This is a genomic window from Tepidimonas taiwanensis, from assembly GCF_020162115.1.
Taxonomy (GTDB): domain Bacteria; phylum Pseudomonadota; class Gammaproteobacteria; order Burkholderiales; family Burkholderiaceae_C; genus Tepidimonas; species Tepidimonas taiwanensis.
On the sequence record NZ_CP083911.1, the window covers coordinates 854,327 to 873,941 of the forward strand.

The following is a 19,615-nucleotide window of genomic DNA, read 5'->3' on the forward strand; positions in this document are numbered from 1 at the left end:
TTATTGTCTGTTTGCGAGTACAATTTCCCCCAGATTTGATGGTCTGATGCGCCGTTTTCTGGGAGTTTTGCGATGTTTGCCTGCCCCGCCACCGAGGACTTCTTCCGCGCCCGGCTCGATCAGATGATCGACCTGCGCCATCCGCTGGCGGTGTTGTCCTCACGCATGCCGTGGCAGGAGTTGGAAGCAAGGCTGTCGCACCTGTTCATGCGCAAAGCGCGCGCAGGTGTCGCGATGCCCGATCTGGACCTCTTTGGCGAATCTCCGGTGCGCGCAGCTCGGGCGTCCAACGCAGGCCGACCCCGCGTGCCGCTGCGCGTGATGATCGCGCTGCTGTATCTGAAGCACGCCTTCAACGAGTCGGACGAAGGGGTGGTCGAGCGCTGGGGCGAAACCCCCACATGGCAGTTCTTCTCGGGGCGGGCGTACTTTGAACATCGCCGGCCGTGCGACGCCACGACGCTGGTGAAGTTTCGCCGGCTGCTGGGCGAAGAAGGCGTGGAAGAACTCTTGGCGCAGACCATCAACGTGGCGGTGGAAACCGGACTCATCAAGCCGCAGGAACTCAAGCGCGTGGTGGTGGACACCACCGTACAACCCAAGGCGGTGGCGCACCCCACCGACAGCCGGCTGCTGGAGACGGCACGCACCAAGCTGGTGGAGGCGGCCAAGGCCGCCGGCATCGCCTTGAAGCAGACCTTTGCCAAGGAAGGCAAGGAGCTGGCCCGCAAGGCAGGACGCTATGCGCACGCGCGGCAGTTTGCGCGCATGCGCCGGGTCATCAAGCGCCAGCGCACGATCGTGGCCAGGCTGCAGCGCGAGATCGAGCGCAAGGCCAGCCGCCTGGGGCAGGCCATCCAGAGTGCTCTTGGCCACACCCTCAACAAGGCGGCGCGTCTGGTGGCGCAGACTGCCAACCGAAAGACCGCCGACGGGACTCGAAAGCTCTACGCCTGGCACGCGCCGGAGGTGGAGTGCATCAACAAGGGCAAGGCCCGCTGCCCTTACGAGTTCGGCGTCAAGGTCGGCATTGCCAGCACCCTGAAGCACAGCCTCATCGTCGCAGCCCGGGCCTTCCATGGCAACCCCTACGACGGGCACACGCTGCAAGCGCAGCTGGAGCAGGCCACGATCCTGATGCAGGACACTGGCATCAAGCCCAGCACAGCGTTTGCCGATCTGGGCTACCGCGGGGTGGAAGCCGACATTGCGGATGTGCGCCTGGTGCACCGCGGCAAGATCAAGCGCCTCACGCAGCAGGAGCGCAAGCTGCTCAAGCGCCGCCAGGCCATCGAGCCGGTCATCGGGCACTTGAAGCAGGATCACCGCATGGACAGGTGCCACCTCAAGGGCGAGCAGGGTGACCGGCTGCACGCGGTGCTGTGCGCGGCGGGCTACAACATCCGCTGGCTGCTGCGCATGATCACGAAGAAGGGCGTGCCCTTCTTGAGGCGAGCTTTTTTGCGCCTCATTGCGGCCGTGCGCCTCATCGGCCGGTGGCTCGCCCAGCGGCGGCCAACCGAGTCCAGTGGCGCCAACCCTGCCCAGCTGCGGCTAAGGGCGGCGTGAAAATGAATTTTTCAGGGACGACCAAGTAAGCCGCGGTTATAGGTAAAAACCCGAATAAATCGAGGCTCATCCCTCTTAAGGTGTGCAAAACGCACAAAAAAAACCATAAATACTGCAATTTGTACATTGAGCAGCAAAGTCCAGGGCGCTAGGATTGAGGCGAATAACTTCTCTGCGAGTTACCGTGCAAGTAAAAGATTTGCAAAAGGAGAAAAAAATGCCGATCGAAGACCTCAAGAAAAGCAACATAAATGTCTTAATTATTGGGGCAGGAATTTCTGGTATAGGTATGGCCGTTTATCTGCGCAAGCTTCAGCCTAAAAAGAAATTCCTCATAGTGGAGGGTAGAGAAAATATTGGCGGAACATGGGATCTATTTAAATATCCTGGCATTCGATCTGACTCCGATTTATTTAGTCGTCCCTGAAAAATTCATTTTCACGCCGCCCTTAGCCGCAGCTGGGCAGGGTTGGCGCCACTGGACTCGGTTGGCCGCCGCTGGGCGAGCCACCGGCCGATGAGGCGCACGGCCGCAATGAGGCGCAAAAAAGCTCGCCTCAAGAAGGGCACGCCCTTCTTCGTGATCATGCGCAGCAGCCAGCGGATGTTGTAGCCCGCCGCGCACAGCACCGCGTGCAGCCGGTCACCCTGCTCGCCCTTGAGGTGGCACCTGTCCATGCGGTGATCCTGCTTCAAGTGCCCGATGACCGGCTCGATGGCCTGGCGGCGCTTGAGCAGCTTGCGCTCCTGCTGCGTGAGGCGCTTGATCTTGCCGCGGTGCACCAGGCGCACATCCGCAATGTCGGCTTCCACCCCGCGGTAGCCCAGATCGGCAAACGCTGTGCTGGGCTTGATGCCAGTGTCCTGCATCAGGATCGTGGCCTGCTCCAGCTGCGCTTGCAGCGTGTGCCCGTCGTAGGGGTTGCCATGGAAGGCCCGGGCTGCGACGATGAGGCTGTGCTTCAGGGTGCTGGCAATGCCGACCTTGACGCCGAACTCGTAAGGGCAGCGGGCCTTGCCCTTGTTGATGCACTCCACCTCCGGCGCGTGCCAGGCGTAGAGCTTTCGAGTCCCGTCGGCGGTCTTTCGGTTGGCAGTCTGCGCCACCAGACGCGCCGCCTTGTTGAGGGTGTGGCCAAGAGCACTCTGGATGGCCTGCCCCAGGCGGCTGGCCTTGCGCTCGATCTCGCGCTGCAGCCTGGCCACGATCGTGCGCTGGCGCTTGATGACCCGGCGCATGCGCGCAAACTGCCGCGCGTGCGCATAGCGTCCTGCCTTGCGGGCCAGCTCCTTGCCTTCCTTGGCAAAGGTCTGCTTCAAGGCGATGCCGGCGGCCTTGGCCGCCTCCACCAGCTTGGTGCGTGCCGTCTCCAGCAGCCGGCTGTCGGTGGGGTGCGCCACCGCCTTGGGTTGTACGGTGGTGTCCACCACCACGCGCTTGAGTTCCTGCGGCTTGATGAGTCCGGTTTCCACCGCCACGTTGATGGTCTGCGCCAAGAGTTCTTCCACGCCTTCTTCGCCCAGCAGCCGGCGAAACTTCACCAGCGTCGTGGCGTCGCACGGCCGGCGATGTTCAAAGTACGCCCGCCCCGAGAAGAACTGCCATGTGGGGGTTTCGCCCCAGCGCTCGACCACCCCTTCGTCCGACTCGTTGAAGGCGTGCTTCAGATACAGCAGCGCGATCATCACGCGCAGCGGCACGCGGGGTCGGCCTGCGTTGGACGCCCGAGCTGCGCGCACCGGAGATTCGCCAAAGAGGTCCAGATCGGGCATCGCGACACCTGCGCGCGCTTTGCGCATGAACAGGTGCGACAGCCTTGCTTCCAACTCCTGCCACGGCATGCGTGAGGACAACACCGCCAGCGGATGGCGCAGGTCGATCATCTGATCGAGCCGGGCGCGGAAGAAGTCCTCGGTGGCGGGGCAGGCAAACATCGCAAAACTCCCAGAAAACGGCGCATCAGACCATCAAATCTGGGGGAAATTGTACTCGCAAACAGACAATAACACAAGAAAAATCATGCTGTTATGAATATTTCAGGGGCGACTATTTAGTCGTCCCTGAAAAATTCATTTTCACGCCGCCCTTAGCCGCAGCTGGGCAGGGTTGGCGCCACTGGACTCGGTTGGCCGCCGCTGGGCGAGCCACCGGCCGATGAGGCGCACGGCCGCAATGAGGCGCAAAAAAGCTCGCCTCAAGAAGGGCACGCCCTTCTTCGTGATCATGCGCAGCAGCCAGCGGATGTTGTAGCCCGCCGCGCACAGCACCGCGTGCAGCCGGTCACCCTGCTCGCCCTTGAGGTGGCACCTGTCCATGCGGTGATCCTGCTTCAAGTGCCCGATGACCGGCTCGATGGCCTGGCGGCGCTTGAGCAGCTTGCGCTCCTGCTGCGTGAGGCGCTTGATCTTGCCGCGGTGCACCAGGCGCACATCCGCAATGTCGGCTTCCACCCCGCGGTAGCCCAGATCGGCAAACGCTGTGCTGGGCTTGATGCCAGTGTCCTGCATCAGGATCGTGGCCTGCTCCAGCTGCGCTTGCAGCGTGTGCCCGTCGTAGGGGTTGCCATGGAAGGCCCGGGCTGCGACGATGAGGCTGTGCTTCAGGGTGCTGGCAATGCCGACCTTGACGCCGAACTCGTAAGGGCAGCGGGCCTTGCCCTTGTTGATGCACTCCACCTCCGGCGCGTGCCAGGCGTAGAGCTTTCGAGTCCCGTCGGCGGTCTTTCGGTTGGCAGTCTGCGCCACCAGACGCGCCGCCTTGTTGAGGGTGTGGCCAAGAGCACTCTGGATGGCCTGCCCCAGGCGGCTGGCCTTGCGCTCGATCTCGCGCTGCAGCCTGGCCACGATCGTGCGCTGGCGCTTGATGACCCGGCGCATGCGCGCAAACTGCCGCGCGTGCGCATAGCGTCCTGCCTTGCGGGCCAGCTCCTTGCCTTCCTTGGCAAAGGTCTGCTTCAAGGCGATGCCGGCGGCCTTGGCCGCCTCCACCAGCTTGGTGCGTGCCGTCTCCAGCAGCCGGCTGTCGGTGGGGTGCGCCACCGCCTTGGGTTGTACGGTGGTGTCCACCACCACGCGCTTGAGTTCCTGCGGCTTGATGAGTCCGGTTTCCACCGCCACGTTGATGGTCTGCGCCAAGAGTTCTTCCACGCCTTCTTCGCCCAGCAGCCGGCGAAACTTCACCAGCGTCGTGGCGTCGCACGGCCGGCGATGTTCAAAGTACGCCCGCCCCGAGAAGAACTGCCATGTGGGGGTTTCGCCCCAGCGCTCGACCACCCCTTCGTCCGACTCGTTGAAGGCGTGCTTCAGATACAGCAGCGCGATCATCACGCGCAGCGGCACGCGGGGTCGGCCTGCGTTGGACGCCCGAGCTGCGCGCACCGGAGATTCGCCAAAGAGGTCCAGATCGGGCATCGCGACACCTGCGCGCGCTTTGCGCATGAACAGGTGCGACAGCCTTGCTTCCAACTCCTGCCACGGCATGCGTGAGGACAACACCGCCAGCGGATGGCGCAGGTCGATCATCTGATCGAGCCGGGCGCGGAAGAAGTCCTCGGTGGCGGGGCAGGCAAACATCGCAAAACTCCCAGAAAACGGCGCATCAGACCATCAAATCTGGGGGAAATTGTACTCGCAAACAGACAATAACACAAGAAAAATCATGCTGTTATGAATATTTCAGGGGCGACTATTTACTTTTGGTTATGATTTTAAACCGTGGCAAAAAGGAAAATCTTTCGCGTCGGCAAAGGAGATATTGGAATATTTGACAGATGTGGTCGAAGAGTACAATCTAAAGCAAAACATCGCCTTCGGGCAGAAAGTTATATCTGCCAACTGGATAACAGCTGAAAAAAAATGGGAGGTGGAAGTTCTTGATCAAAATTTATCGGAAAAAAATTAATTAAATGTGATTGGCTATTTAGTGGTGCGGGTTATTATAATTACGAGCAAGGATACAGGCCCGTATTTGAGGGTGAGAAGGAATATGGCGGCGAGATAGTGCACCCACAACATTGGCCAAACAATTTTATTTATAAGAACAAACGCATTGTAATAATTGGAAGCGGTGCAACCGCAGTCACGCTGGTTCCCGCACTTGCGAGCGATGCTAAGCATGTAACAATGCTGCAGCGTACGCCAACATACATAGTAAGTCAGCCGCTGTATGATCCAATAGCGCGCGTCGCAAGCAAAATATTTTCTCCTGCGACTGTATTTAAAATTATGCGGTACTTGAACGCAAAGCTAACTATAACTTTTTGGAAAATCTGTCAGAAATACCCGCGCTTTTCAAAAAAGCTCTTGATGGCGCATGTCAAAAGAAATTTGCCACCCGGATATCCGGTGCATGTTCACTTTAACCCGCCTTACAATCCTTGGGATCAAAGGTTATGCACAGTGCCCGATGGTGACTTATTCTATGCGATAAAGTCCGGGAAGGCGGATATCATTACGGATAGAATTAAGAAATCCACAAAATATGGCATTTTGCTTGAGTCTGGTAAAGAGCTAAGCGCAGACGTAATTATTGTTGCGACAGGCCTAAATATACAATTCATTGGTGGCGTTAGGCTAAAAATTGATGGACAAGAAATTGCTTTTAATGAATGTGTCGTTTATAAAGGGTTTATGCTATCTGGTGTGCCAAACTTTGCGTTTGCAGTTGGTTATACAAACTCGTCGTGGACTCTAAAGGTATGCCTAATAAGTAAATACCTATGTAACCTACTAGAGTACATGGATAACAAGGGCTATAGGGTATGCAAACCAAGATGGCCTGATGATATTTCATTGCGCCCATTATTGGATTTTGGAGCGGGTTATGTTAAAAGATCTCTGCATGAAATGCCGAGACAAGGAGATAAATTTCCCTGGACCATGTCCATGGATTATTTTAAGGATATAAAAGTCTATAAAAATAAGAACTTCAACGATGATGCCTTGATATTTGAATGAGACTTGGGCAATGAATCGCATTGGGTGTCTGTGTTATGAGTGCTGAAGATCGCTTTTGTCAAACGCCAGGGGGTGGGGAAATTTGTTATAGGGTTTATGGAAATAGCCATAGAGATGTTGTGTTATTAATAGCCGGGTTGGGGTTGCAACTAATCTATTGGCCAGAGGAGTTCGTCGCTGCTTTGGTGGAAAGAGGGGTGAAGGTTGTGGTTTTTGATAATCGAGATTCCGGTCGCTCGTTTTATTCCGATACCCCAGTCCCAAGTAGTTGGAGCCACTTGCTCAGGGCCAAAACCGACGGTTATACGCTGTCCGATATGGCGGCTGATGTGATTGCGCTAATGGATTCATTAAAAATACAAAATGCTCACCTCGTTGGAATGTCAATGGGAGGGATGATCGCCCAGGTGTGCGCCGCACGATATCCAAACCGAACGAAGTCATTAACCAGCATTTTTTCAAGTACAGGTTCTTTAAAAGTGGGGCAGCCTTCGCTAAGTGGATTGTGCGCTCTTTTGAAAAATAATTCACGTGATGAAAAGGAATTTGTTGAAAACTATGTGCGCACCATGCGGTTAATTGGCGCTAGAGTTGATACTAACGAAAACCGACATAAAGCGTATGCTCGGGCAGCTTGGATAAGAGGCGGGGGCGAGCGAATTAATGACGGTATTTCTAGACAAATTTCGGCAATAATTAATTCTGGAGATCGCACGCGAGAGTTGAGTTTTGTGCGGTGTCCAACGTTAGTAATGCATGGTGACGTTGACAAAGTGGTTGCGCCCAGTGGGGGATACGCTACTGCTGCGGCCATTAGAGGTTCAAGATTTATTTGTCGCATCCCGGATGATTGGATAGTGCCATCACGCCATGCGTACCTGCTGGCGGTAAGCGTTCTGCGCGAGCTGCTGGGCAGCGGGTCAAGGCGTTGACGACCATCATCGGGAGATGCCCTCATGAACATCAAGCTGCATGCCCTGGCGCGTACAACGCCAGCCATACGGCGCGAGATCGCGCTGTCGGATGAGCCGGCTGCGGTGTTGGCTGAGCGTTACGGCGTTTCGCTCATGACGGTGTACAAGTGGAAGCGCCGCGAGGATTTTCTGGATCGCTCCCACACCCCGCACCGGCTGCGTACCACCATGACCCCGGCGCAGGAGGCCATTGCAGTGGAGCTGCGCAAGACGCTGCTGCTGCCGCTGGATGATCTGCTGTCGGTCATGCGCGAGTTCGTCTGTCCTGACGTGTCGCGCTCGGGACTGGATCGCTGCTTGCGACGCCACGGCGTGGGGTCGCTGCGATCCCTCAAGCCCCAGGTGCCCAAACCCGCACATCAGCCCTTTGCCGCTTACGAGCCGGGCTTCATTCATATCGACGTGAAGTACCTGCCGCAAATGGCCGATGAGACGCGGCGGCGCTACCTCTTTGTGGCCATCGACCGTGCCACGCGCTGGGTCTTCATTGCCCTGTACGCCTCCAAGAGCGCGAGAAACGCGCGCGCCTTCCTCAAGTCGCTGCTCACGGCGTGCCCGATCAAGATCAACAAGATCCTCACAGACAATGGCAAGGAGTTCACCGCACGGCTGCTGGGGCAGCCCAGTGCCACCCACGCCTTCGAGAGCCTGTGCGAGGCACTCGGCATCGAGCACCGCACCACGCGCGTGCGACGCCCCCAGACCAACGGGATGGTAGAGCGCTTCAACGGCCGCATCGAGGAGGTGCTGCGCAGCCACCACTTCATCAGCGGCGAGGATCTCGAGAAGACCCTGCTGCGCTATGCTTGGCTTTACAACCACCAGCTGCCCCAGGCCGCACTCAAGGGTCTCACGCCCATGCAGGCCATGAAACAGTGGTACACGTCACACCCGCATCTGTTCCAAAAACGGCCATATGATCATCCGGGATGTGACATTTATTATTATTCCGGGCTTGGGACATGACATATCGTTGCCGTTTATAGATTTAATGGCTGATTTAATATTAAGTCATATTTCTTTTGCTTCAAAAATAAACTAAGCATCTAGGGTGTCTAATGCTGTCCAGGTTAGGTTTAAATCAGGGTGGCCAACAATGTTAAGAAGGAGCAAGAGATGTTTGTTCAAACTCTTCACAGAAATTCGGAAGTAAATGAAGTTGTGATGGCTTTAAGGGATGATGGTTGCGTAAAAATTGGTCACTTTCTCGATGATGATACCTTAAATGAGCTAAAGTCGGAGCTGCTGCCAGCTCTTGAGAAAATCGATAAAGGAGAAGATGCCTTCTTTCTGGGAGATAAGACGCGTCGTTTGTCGCGACTCTTTGCCCGAGCGCCGCGATCGATAAGTAAGATTGCTCTAAATCCGCTATTCTTAGATGCTGCGCGTTCTATATTACAGGCCAATCCCGTGAACGTCTGGATTGGAGAGGCCTCTTATCCCGTGATTCCTGACATACAAATTAGCGTTACGCAAGCGATTCAGATTCTGCCGGGCCAAAAAGCACAACCGTTGCACCGTGATGACGCAAATGTTTTGTGGCGACACCCCGCGTATGGACGCGAGGCTAGGGTGCAGATAATGGTAGCAATTTCCGACTTTACCGAAGAAAATGGGGCGACAAGGGTCATTCCCGGTAGCCACAAGTGGTCAGATGATCGTATGCCACGCGTCGAGGAAGCGGTTTCCGCAGAAATGGAGCCCGGTGATGCGCTTTTGTGGCTAGGATCTTTATATCACGGTGGTGGTGAGAATCGCTCAAATGGGCCGCGCACCGGAGTGACGATCGCGTATGATCTTGCTTTTCTGCGGCAGGAAGAAAATCAATATTTATCCATTCCTATTGAGGTAATGAAACAGTTTCCTGAGGAATTACAGAAATTACTCGGGTGGACGCGAAGCGTGACCCAGAACGGATGGGTTGAGATTAACGGACAAATGCGGGATCCATTGGACTTATTGCATAAAAAAGAGTTTACGGATGTTGGTGTATTTTGAGTGCTGTGCAATAAATGTGGCGCGAGCTCTCAGGTGACGAGAATGTTGTCTGTTAGTAAACTGTGTGTAATCGCGGCATGAGTCGCATTGGTTGCACAAAATTTACTTTGTAATTTCTTGTTGCCAAATGTAGCTCGTTATTCCCGCGGCGGTCGTTATGGCCGCCGCGCCCAAAATACGGGTCAGAGGGAAAACCAAAATATTTTAGTTGTGGCGGCTAGACGCGTTCTATTAGTATTCAGCGCCGGCTGTTTAACTTCGAAAAGCAACGCAGTAGATCAACTCGCATGGTCTCATTGGTTACCACGCTTTTGAACATAGCGCTAAGTCTGCGAGTCGACGTTTTATTTTTTATTGGTTGGCGCCATTTTCCTCGAAGACTGAGTCGGAGGCGTTCATTTAGCTTGATTCGGCGAAACATGGTTGTATTGAAAGGTAAGCACTGTTGGCGTTGAATACACTGGTGCATATCCATTGTTTTTGCGTCGTGGTTTCTTTTTTGGAGCCGTGATGAAAAATGCTGCAGAAGTTGTGACTGATCAGAATAACATCATGAAGTTCCGCCATAGGGTCGAGGTGCGCGAGGTACTTCATGCGTTTTTTGATTGCGCCGACGGGTAGGTGCGAGACATGGGGTTGACGCGGTTAAAAGGCGGGGTGGCGAAGACGGCGCTAAATGCGGAAATAGGTTACAGGACAAGTGACCGGGATATAGGCTCTAGGCTAGGTGCGCCGGACGACGTAATGTGGCGCTTAAACGCTACGTAATTGAGAGGCTTGTAATGGATATGTCGTTATTTCTATTTTTGCTGAGTGATTTGTCGTTGGCTGGTTGTGGTTATTACTTTGGGTGGAGGTTCTGGAAGCGAGATAGTATTTTGTTGAGTTTTGAGTGGTGGATTGTGGTCGTTTCTGCGTCGAGCTTTTTTCTTTATGCTATTTCGCAGTGGTCTATTTTTTATTCACTTTCAATAGTCGCCCCTGAAATATTCCTAACCCGTTGATAAAGCGTTCGTTTTTGGCTGTTTTGCGGTACAATTTCTCCCAGCTTTTTGCCACCCTCGACGCGGTTGCTGGGAGTTCTGACCATGGCCGAGTGCATGCACAGCGAGGATTTTTTCCGGCTGCGTCTGGAGCACATGATCGATGTGCGCCACCCACTGGCGGTGCTGGCACAGCGCATGCCGTGGCAGCGGCTCGAGCACGCGATCGCGCAGCGCCTGGCGCGCGCACCCCGCAGCCAGGCTGTCGAGGCGCTGGACGACGCGATCGACCTCTTCGGTGAGCAGCGCGCGCGCACCCGGCGCACCAGCCGCGCGGGGCGGCCGCGCGTGCCGCTGCGCATCATGATCAGCCTGCTGTACCTCAAGCACGCCTTCAACGAGTCCGATGAAGGCGTGGTGCAGCGCTGGAGAGACACGCCCCGCTGGCAGTATTTCTCGGGCTGTGCCTACTACGAGGATCGGCTGCCGTGCGATGCCACGACGCTGGTGAAGTTTCGCCAGTGGCTCGGGGAAGAAGGGGTGGAGGAGCTGCTGGCGCAGACGATCAATGTGGCGGTCGAACTCGAGCTCATCGAGCCGCAGGCGCTCGAGCACCTGGTGGTGGACAGCACCGTGCAGCACAAGGCCATCGCCCACCCCAGCGACAGCCGGCTGCTGGAGGTGGCGCGAGTCAAGCTCGTGGCGGCGGCCAAGAACGCCGGGGTGCAGCTCAAGCAGACCTTTGCGAAGGAGGGGCAGCGACTGCGGCGCAAGGCTGCCGGCTACGCGCATGCCAGGCAGTTCAAGCGGCTGCGCCGCACCATCGAGCGCCAGGCCACGATCGTGGGACGCTTGGCGCGCGAGATCGAGCGCAAAGCCACGGCACTGACGCAGGCTGCACGCGAGGCCCTGGGCGAGTCGCTGGCCAAGGCGCAACAGATCATGGCGCAGAGCCGCCAGCGCAAGGCCAACGCAGGGCATCCCAAGCTGTATGCCTGGCACGCACCGGAGGTCGATTGCATCAGCAAAGGCAAGGCGCGCAGCCCCTACGAGTTCGGGGTGAAGGTCGGTGTGGCCAGCACCCTGCAGCACAACCTGGTCGTGGGTGCGCGCGCCTTTCACGGCAATCCCTACGACGGACACACCCTGTGGGCGCAGCTCGAACAGGCCACCATCCTGATGCAGGACAACGCCGTCGCTCCCACCGAGGTGTACGTGGACCTGGGCTACCGCGGGGTGGAGGCCGACAACCCACAGGTGCGCATCGTGCACCGCGGGCGCTGGCGGTGCCTGAGTCGCTCCGATCGGCGCCGGCTCAAGCGCCGCCAGGCCATCGAACCCATCATCGGGCACCTGAAGGCCGATTGCCGCATGGATCGCTGTCACCTCAAGGGCGAGCGGGGCGATCGGCTGCACGCGGTGCTGTGCGCGGCCGGCTACAACATCCGCTGGCTGCTGCGCATGATCGCCAAGCGGGGCATCGGCCCCCTTGTGGCGGTTCTTTTGCGTCTGCTGCTGCGCCTGCTACAAACCATCGAGCAGGCAAAGCGCGCGCTCACCACCCCCATGCCAGGGACGCTGCGAGCGGTGGGGTGAATTTTTCAGGGGCAACTCAATATTTCTTGATGCGTTTTCAAGATGGTTCGGGTTTCCGGTTATTGTGGTTGTGGGGGTAATTATTTTTGCTCGGGGCGTGCGCCTCGCTCGATGGCTTGAGATTGCATTATTTGTGGTTGGTTTTCTGGGGGCTTATATTTGGGTAACATATGAAGTTTTGGCGCCGGTGAAGCCGTGGGTGTATCTCATTTTGGCAATTTGGTTTGCTGGATTTTCTGTGTATTTGGCGGCTCAACTGTTCTCTTTCAATAAAAAATATCTTGCGTTGTTTTTGTTTTTGGTTGTAGTTTTTAATTTGTTCATCGCTATAGCTTACGACTTCTATCATATTCCGTGGGATGATGAGCATCGCACGACGTTTTATACTCTGGCGCTAGCCTCGTGGGCGTTATTGTTAACAGCGTACTATTATGCGTGCGAGGCATGTTTATCGTTGCGGAGACGATGAGCTAAAGGTCTTTCTGTTGAATTGTTGAGTGGTTGCGTAATGTTAATATTCGGTTGTTGCGATATGTTCAAAAGTTTTGGGTGCGTTCTGATTAATTAAAGGTTGTTTGGGTAATCGGGTTTTGGGTGCTCTATTTTTGATGTTGCAATTGTAGGGTGGCTGAGAGTGTGGCTGGAGTGGTTTTGCGTGTGATTTTTTAGTCAAACTGTTTGATGGGTTGGGCGTAGTTTTCTTTGTTGCTTGTGATAAGGGCAATGCTTTCGTTTGAAAGGGGGTTTATGATGGTTGTCTGAGATGTGATTGGTGTATGTAAGCGTGTTGTGCTGTGTGTTTGTTGAATTGGGTAGAGGAGCGAACGATGAATGCATTCACGTATGTTTTTGTAGTCGTTTTGTTGGCTGTGATGTTCGGGCCAGGAGTTGCGAAAGCGGAGGTTTCCGGATCGCTTGGGGTGGTCTCATTGTATAAGTTTAATGGTATCGATGTTGATAGCAGGAGTAGTCGAAATAATAATGGTTTCAATCCATCGCTTCAGGGTGATATTCGCTACAGTTTTGATAATGGGTTTTATCTTGGGGCGGCTTTTTCGACCGGTAAATTTTCTGATGGCATTAATCAAGCGAATGTGGAAATAGATGCTGTGGTTGGCTTAACGGGTGGAAACGAAAGTGGGGTTTCTTATGATGTTTCAGTTGCCCGTTACTATTTTCCTGGTGTTCGGTTGTTGACGGTGAATGAGGTGAATGCTTCTGTCTCATATGGGTGGTTTGCTATTCGTTTTGGGAGGACTTTTGGTGGTAAATTGGAGAGTTTCGAGAGACTTGCATTTGTGTATTCGCAGCCGATTGATTCAAGGCTTTCATTTGTTGCTGAGGTGGGTAAGTTGAATAGCCTGATTTTAAATCGGCCTGGTTATTTTTCGGTTGGCGTTGTATATGATCTCGGCGAGGGGTGGGCGTTATCGGGTGTGGTGACTGGTGCTCAAAATAAAGCCGGTCCGGAGGGGCGTAAGAGGATTGTATTGGGTGTTAAAAAGCAGTTTTAATTTAAAGTGAAAGTTGTGCCGGCCTTGTCTTAGAGGTGCCGGGATCGGCAACTTCTTTGAAGCGTGGCGTGGGTAGGCCAGAATCAAAACTGGCCTTCTCGTGTAAACGGTTTGGCTTCCGGGGTCGGCTAATCAGAAGAAGCCGGGTTTGCGACTAGAGGCGATGCAGCACACATTTGGCTGAGATTTTGGCTTTGGATAGCCGGTTTTGGGTCCGTAGCGGCTGCTACCGGCGGCGCCGGGCAGGGCTAGATTGCGATCTGCGTGGCGCAAGGGGAGATTCGGTTCACATGTTTCAATAGTTTATAGGAGGCTTGGAGCTGCGCTTGAGCGAGGGTTCACCGGTGAGGCGGGTTGCTTTACATGCGGTATTGTTTTATGCTACACGCGCGCTGCTCGCGCTTGCAGAAACTTTGGAGGTCTTTCTCGGCGCTTAAGGTAGTGTGAAGGTTCAGATTCTTCTAGCAAGGAGGTATTGAGTGTGTTTGGCTTAATGCAAGAACGACCGTTGCTGATTTCAGATCTGATCGAGCACGCCGCGCGCCACCACGGCGACGTCGAGATCGTCTCGCGCCGCGTCGAGGGCGACATTCACCGTACCACCTACGCTGAAGCGGCGCAGCGCGCCCGGCAGCTCGCGCACGCGCTCGATGCGATGGGTCTCGCGGCCGGGGAGCGCGTGGCGACGCTGGCGTGGAACGGCTACCGCCACTTCGAGATGTATTTCGGTGTCAGCGGCTCGGGCCGCGTGCTGCACACGATCAACCCGCGGCTGATCCCGGACCAGATCGCGTGGATCGTCAACCACGCCGAAGACCGCGTGCTGGCCTTCGACATGACCTTCTGGCCCATCGTCAAGGCGATCCACGACAAGTGCCCGACGGTGCAGCGCTGGGTGGCCCTGTGCGACGACGCGCACCTGGCGCGCATGACCGCCGAGGGCAGCATCCCGAATCTGATCAGCTACGAGGGCTGGATCGCCGCGCACCCGACGACGTACGACTGGCCGCGCTTCAGCGACGAGACCGCCAGCAGCATGTGCTACACCAGCGGCACCACCGGCCACCCGAAGGCGGCGCTCTACAGCCACAAGTCCACCATCCTGCACGCGTACGCGGCGGCGCTGCCGGACGTGATGTGCCTGAGCGCGCGCGACTGCGTGCTGCCGGTGGTGCCGATGTTCCACGTCAACGCGTGGGGCATCCCGTACTCGGCCGCGGCGGTGGGCTGCAAGCTGGTCTTCCCGGGGGCGCAGCTCGACGGCAAATCGGTGTACGAGCTGCTCGACGCCGAGCGCGTGACGATGGCCGCGGGTGTGCCCACCGTCTGGCAGATGCTGCTGACGCACATGGGGACCCACGGTCTGAAACTGCCGCACCTGCAGCGCACGGTGATCGGCGGCTCGGCGTGCCCGCCGGCGATGATCCAGGCTTTCCGCGAGCAGTACGGCGTGGAGGTGCTGCACGCGTGGGGCATGACGGAGCTCAGCCCCTTGGGCACGCTGTGCACGCTGAAGAACAAGCACCTGGCGCTGCCCGAGGAGGAACAGATGAAGATCCGCCTCAAGCAGGGGCGCGCGATCTTCGGCATCGACATGAAGATCGTCGGGCCGGACGGGCAGGAGCTGCCGTGGGACGGCAAGAGCCAGGGCGAACTGATGGTGCGCGGCCCGTGGGTGATCCGCGACTACTACCGCAGCGACAAGCCGAGCCCGCTGGTCGACGGGTGGTTCCCGACCGGGGATGTGGCCACCATCGACCCGGACGGCTACATGCAGATCACCGACCGCAGCAAGGACGTGATCAAGTCGGGCGGCGAGTGGATCAGCTCCATCGACGTCGAAAATATCGCGATGGCGCATCCGGCGGTGCTGATGGCGGCGTGCATCGGCGTCAAGCACCCGAAGTGGGACGAGCGCCCGATCGTCGTCGTCGTCAAGAAGCCCGGTCAGGAGGTCACGCGCGAGGAGTTGCTCGCCTTCTACGAGGGCAAGCTCGCCAAGTGGCAGATCCCGGACGACGTGGTGTTCGTCGACGCGATCCCGCTCGGCGCCACCGGCAAGATGCAGAAGATGAAGTTGCGCGAAATGCTGGGCGACTATCGCCTGCCGGGACTGTGACGGACGGGGCAACCCCGCATCGTCGCCGGCACGACAGTCGCCCAGGTGATAGTTTTGCGGGGTTTCCCCTGTGCACGACCGGCCCGCAGCGGTCTAAGCTCGAAACCGCTTCACCACCCACAGAAGGAGACTGGACATGACGTTTGCATTCAAGACCCTCACGGTCGCGGCGATGCTGGGGCTGGCGCTGAGCAGCGTCGCTCAGGCGCAGAGCGCCCGCCAGGCCAAGCGCGAACAGGCGCAGGCCGCGGCCAACGCCCCGCTGGCCGGTCAGACGGTGAAGATCGCGTGGATCGACCCGCTGTCGGGCCTGATGGCGCCGGTCGGCTCCAACCAGGTGCGCAGCTTCCAGTTCTTCGCCGAGAAGTTCAGCGGTCCCAACAAATACAACCCCGCCGGGGTCAAGTGGGAGGTGGTGCCGTTCGACAACAAGCTCAGCCCCGCCGAGAGCCTGACGGCGTTGCAGTCGGCCATCGACCAGGGCATCCGCTACATCACGCAGGGCAACGGCTCGTCGGTCGCCGGTGCGCTCATCGAGGCGGTGGCGCGCCACAACGCGCGCAACCCGGGCAAGGAGGTCGTCTTCCTCAACCACTCGGCGGTGGACCCGGACTTTACGAACAGCAAGTGCAACTACTGGCACTTCCGCTTCGACGCCGACACGTCGATGAAGATGGAGGCGCTGACCACTTTCATGAAGGACCAGCCCGACATCAAGAAGGTCTACCTGCTCAACCAGAACTATTCACACGGGCACCAGGTCGCCAAATACGCCAAGGAGCTGATCGCGCGCAAGCGCCCGGACATCCAGATCGTCGGGGAAGACCTGCACCCGCTGGCGCAGGTGCGGGACTTCGCGCCCTACATCGCGAAGATCAAGGCCTCCGGCGCGGACACCGTGATCACCGGCAACTGGGGCTCGGACCTCGCGCTGCTGGTCAAGGCGGCGACGGAAGGCGGCTACAACGGCAAGTTCTACACTTACTACGCGGGGGTGACCGGAACGCCGACGGCGCTCGGCCAGCAGTCCGAGGGCAAGGTGTACCAGGTGTCGTACAACCACTACCACATGGGTGGTGACATGCAGAAGTGGCAGGACGAGTTCAAGCAAAAGTTCAACGCCGACTTCTACACGGGCTCGGTGATTCACATCTTCCGCGCGCTGTCCGAGGCGATGGCCAAGGCCAAGTCCACCGACCCGGTCAAGGTTGCCAAAGAGCTGGAGGGGCTCAAGTTCACCAGCTACAACGGCGAGGTCGAGATGCGCAAGGCCGACCACCAGCTGCAGCAGCCGCTCTACATCTCCCGCTGGCAAAAGCTCGACGGCAAGCAGTGGACGTATAGCGTCGAGAACACCGGCATGACCTTCGCGCTGGTGAAGGAATTCCCCGCCTACGTCGCGAGCACGCCGACGAGCTGCAACATGCAGCGGCCCAACTGATGCCGCCGCGGGGCGCCGCCGTGCCGGCGCCCCGGGTCGGGTGCCGTCCCCTCGCGTTGCGGACCTGCCGCGGCGACCGCCGCCGGCGGGTGGGGCGGTTCTCGCACCGGTGATCGTCCCTTTCTCGCCACCGACGCCCTGTCATGGAATTCGTCATCGTCTCCCTGCTCAACGGTGTCAGCTACGGGCTGCTGCTGTTCATGCTCAGTTCGGGGCTGACCCTCATCTTCTCGATGATGGGGGTGCTCAATTTCGCCCATGCGAGCTTCTACATGCTCGGGGCGTATTTCGCCTACGCCCTGTCGGGCATCATCGGGTTCTGGGGCGCGTTGCTGGTGGCGCCGGTGCTGGTGGGGGTGGCCGGCGCGCTCTTCGAAAAGACGAGCCTGCGCAAGGTGCACGCCTACGGGCATGTGCCGGAGCTGCTGATTACCTTCGGGCTGTCCTACGTCGTGCTCGAGCTGGTGCAGCTCGTGTGGGGGCGCACGGCGGTGGATTTTCGCCCGCCCGCGCTGCTGCAGGGGCCGGCGTTCACGCTCATCCACACCGCGGACGACCGCATGCTGTTCACGTGGGGGCGGGCCGCCGCGGAGCTGTGCCAGGGGGCGGTGTGCACGCCGTTTCCCGCGACGCGGGCGTTCATGATGCTGGTCGCGGTGCTGATGCTGGTGGGGCTGTGGCTGCTGATCACGCGCACCCGTGTCGGCCTCGTCATCCAGGCGGCGCTGACGCACCCGCAGATGGCGGAGGCGCTCGGTCACAACGTGCCGCGGGTGTTCATGCTGGTGTTCGGCGTCGGCACGGGGCTGGCCGGCTTGGCCGGTGTGATCGGCGGCAGCACCTTCGTCACCGAACCAGCGATGGCGGCGACGCTCGGGTCGCTGGTGTTTGCCGTGGTGGTCATCGGGGGGCTCGGGTCGCTGCCGGGGGCGTTCCTCGCGTCGCTGTTGATCGGGATCATCCAGACGTTCGCGGTGGCGATGGACCACTCGATCGGGTCGCTGGCCGAGTCGCTCGGGCTGACGCTGACCGATGCGCTGCGCGGGTCGGACGTGTTCAAGCTCACGCTGTCGCAGGTCGCGCCGGTGCTGCCGTACCTGTTGCTGGTGCTGATCCTGATCTTCCGTCCCAAGGGGCTGCTCGGGACGCGTGACCATTGATGGGCTTATCCATGAGCAAGGCCTACTACGAATTCAAACCGTACAACGTCGGGCGCTGGATCGTCTGGTCGTTGTTTGCCGTGGTGCTGCTCGCGGCGCCGCAGCTGTTTACCAGCAACCTGTCGGTCAGCATGCTGGCGCAGATGGGCATCGCGATCATCGCCTGCCTGTCGTACAACCTGCTGCTCGGGCAGGGGGGGATGCTGAGCTTCGGCCACGCGGTCTACAGCGGCCTGGGCTCGTACATCGCGATCCACACGCTGCTGAAAGTATCGGCGGGCGAGGTGTGGGTGCCGGTGTCGCTGATCCCGCTGGCGGGGGGGCTGGCCGGGCTGTTCTTCGCCTTTCTGTTCGGCTACGTGACGACCAAGAAGTCCGGCACGCCCTTCGCGATGATCACGCTGGGCGTGGGCGAGCTGGTGTTCGCGCTGTCGCTGATGTTTTCGGACTTCTTCGGCGGCGAGGCGGGCATCAGCGCCAACCGCGTCGTCGGCGAGCCGGTGCTGGGCATCACCTTCGGCCCCGCGGTTCAGGTGTACTACCTGATCGCCGTCTACACCTTCGTGTGCGTCGCCGCGATGTTCGCCTTCACGCGCACGCCGCTGGGGCGCATCCTCAACGCCGTGCGGGACAACCCGGAGCGCGTGGAGTTCATCGGCTACAACACGCAGATGGTGCGCTACCTGGCGTTCATGGTCTCGGGCTTTTTCGCGGGGATCGCCGGTGGCCTGGGCGCGATCCAGTTCGAAATCGTCACCGCCGAGGTCGTCGGGCCGCTGCGCTCCGGGGCGTACCTGCTGTTCACCTTCCTCGGCGGCGCGACGTTCTTTTTCGGTCCCATCATCGGCGGCGTGCTGATGGTGCTGGCGTTGGTGTTCCTGTCGGAGCTGACCAAGGCGTGGTTGCTCTACCTCGGGCTGGTGTTCATGTTCATGGTGATGTACGCGCCGGGCGGCATCGCCAGCCTCATCATGATGAACCTGCGTGTGGCGGCGTTCGGGCGCCTGCGCGAGCTGTGGGTGAGCTACCTGGCGCTGGGCGGCACGGCGCTCGTCGCGCTGCTGGGCGCGGGCGGGATCATCGAGATGGTGTACCACCTGCAGCTCAACGCGGCGATCGGCTCGGAGGTGAAATACCTCGGCGGCACGCTCGACACGCGTTCGGTGGAGAGCTGGTTCGGCTCGGCGTTCGTGGCGCTCACCGGCATCGGCCTGTTCGAGGTGGCCCGCCGGCGCTTCCGCGAGCACTGGAGCGAGATCCAGGTCGATATCGAGAAGGAAATCAAACGACGGGAGATGGCCTGAG

14 protein-coding genes and 1 pseudogene are annotated in these 19,615 nt (G+C 58.5%); 13 read left to right on the plus strand and 2 right to left on the minus strand.

Annotated features, from left to right (window positions below; all coding sequences use genetic code 11):
• The first annotated feature begins 72 nt into the window (after positions 1 to 72).
• Together LCC91_RS03940 and LCC91_RS03945 are read left to right on the plus strand one after the other, a co-directional pair.
• Positions 73 to 1,569: an IS5 family transposase gene (locus LCC91_RS03940; RefSeq protein ID WP_224440884.1), complete on the plus strand. Its 1,497-nt coding sequence runs from the start codon at positions 73 to 75 to the stop codon at positions 1,567 to 1,569.
• 217 nt (positions 1,570 to 1,786) lie between these two features.
• A pseudogene (locus LCC91_RS03945) lies at positions 1,787 to 1,987 on the plus strand (NAD(P)-binding protein); the annotation flags it as partial.
• A gap of 20 nt (positions 1,988 to 2,007) precedes the next feature.
• On the opposite strand, the gene LCC91_RS03950 reads toward LCC91_RS03945, so the two are convergent.
• On the minus strand, positions 2,008 to 3,504 hold the full coding sequence (locus LCC91_RS03950) for an IS5 family transposase (protein ID WP_224440884.1): 1,497 nt from the start codon (positions 3,502 to 3,504) through the stop codon (positions 2,008 to 2,010).
• Positions 3,505 to 3,645: 141 nt separating this feature from the next.
• The gene (locus LCC91_RS03955; RefSeq protein ID WP_224440884.1) at positions 3,646 to 5,142 is read right to left on the minus strand and encodes an IS5 family transposase; all 1,497 of its coding nucleotides are present in this window, start codon (positions 5,140 to 5,142) and stop codon (positions 3,646 to 3,648) included.
• Between the two features lie 327 nt (positions 5,143 to 5,469).
• On the opposite strand from LCC91_RS03955, the gene LCC91_RS03960 reads away from it, so the two are divergent.
• From LCC91_RS03960 to LCC91_RS04010, 11 genes are all read left to right on the plus strand, one after another.
• A complete protein-coding gene (locus LCC91_RS03960) occupies positions 5,470 to 6,525 on the plus strand; it encodes a flavin-containing monooxygenase (protein ID WP_224441062.1) in 1,056 nt (351 codons plus the stop codon).
• Positions 6,526 to 6,560: 35 nt separating this feature from the next.
• A complete protein-coding gene (locus tag LCC91_RS03965) occupies positions 6,561 to 7,457 on the plus strand; it encodes an alpha/beta fold hydrolase (RefSeq protein ID WP_143898635.1) in 897 nt (298 codons plus the stop codon).
• A gap of 24 nt (positions 7,458 to 7,481) precedes the next feature.
• Positions 7,482 to 8,465, plus strand: coding sequence for an IS481 family transposase (locus tag LCC91_RS03970; protein WP_224441015.1), 984 nt, complete (start codon positions 7,482 to 7,484; stop codon positions 8,463 to 8,465).
• A 150-nt stretch (positions 8,466 to 8,615) separates the two neighbouring features.
• Complete coding sequence (locus LCC91_RS03975; protein ID WP_082007612.1) at positions 8,616 to 9,497, plus strand: phytanoyl-CoA dioxygenase family protein; 882 nt, start codon at positions 8,616 to 8,618, stop codon at positions 9,495 to 9,497.
• A 1,100-nt stretch (positions 9,498 to 10,597) separates the two neighbouring features.
• Positions 10,598 to 12,076, plus strand: a complete 1,479-nt coding sequence (locus LCC91_RS03980) for an IS5 family transposase (protein ID WP_390612153.1) — start codon at positions 10,598 to 10,600, stop codon at positions 12,074 to 12,076.
• A 97-nt stretch (positions 12,077 to 12,173) separates the two neighbouring features.
• Entirely contained in the window at positions 12,174 to 12,545 is a 372-nt protein-coding gene (locus tag LCC91_RS03985; RefSeq protein ID WP_224441016.1) for a hypothetical protein, read from the plus strand.
• A 358-nt stretch (positions 12,546 to 12,903) separates the two neighbouring features.
• A complete protein-coding gene (locus LCC91_RS03990; protein ID WP_082007613.1) occupies positions 12,904 to 13,590 on the plus strand; it encodes a TorF family putative porin in 687 nt (228 codons plus the stop codon).
• 481 nt (positions 13,591 to 14,071) lie between these two features.
• The gene (locus LCC91_RS03995; protein WP_043701743.1) at positions 14,072 to 15,709 is read left to right on the plus strand and encodes a 3-(methylthio)propionyl-CoA ligase; all 1,638 of its coding nucleotides are present in this window, start codon (positions 14,072 to 14,074) and stop codon (positions 15,707 to 15,709) included.
• Between the two features lie 136 nt (positions 15,710 to 15,845).
• On the plus strand, positions 15,846 to 17,150 hold the full coding sequence (locus tag LCC91_RS04000) for a branched-chain amino acid ABC transporter substrate-binding protein (RefSeq protein ID WP_043701608.1): 1,305 nt from the start codon (positions 15,846 to 15,848) through the stop codon (positions 17,148 to 17,150).
• A gap of 143 nt (positions 17,151 to 17,293) precedes the next feature.
• Entirely contained in the window at positions 17,294 to 18,310 is a 1,017-nt protein-coding gene (locus LCC91_RS04005) for a branched-chain amino acid ABC transporter permease (protein WP_043701610.1), read from the plus strand.
• Between the two features lie 11 nt (positions 18,311 to 18,321).
• The gene (locus LCC91_RS04010; RefSeq protein WP_052231621.1) at positions 18,322 to 19,614 is read left to right on the plus strand and encodes a branched-chain amino acid ABC transporter permease; all 1,293 of its coding nucleotides are present in this window, start codon (positions 18,322 to 18,324) and stop codon (positions 19,612 to 19,614) included.
• Position 19,615: the final 1 nt, after the last annotated feature.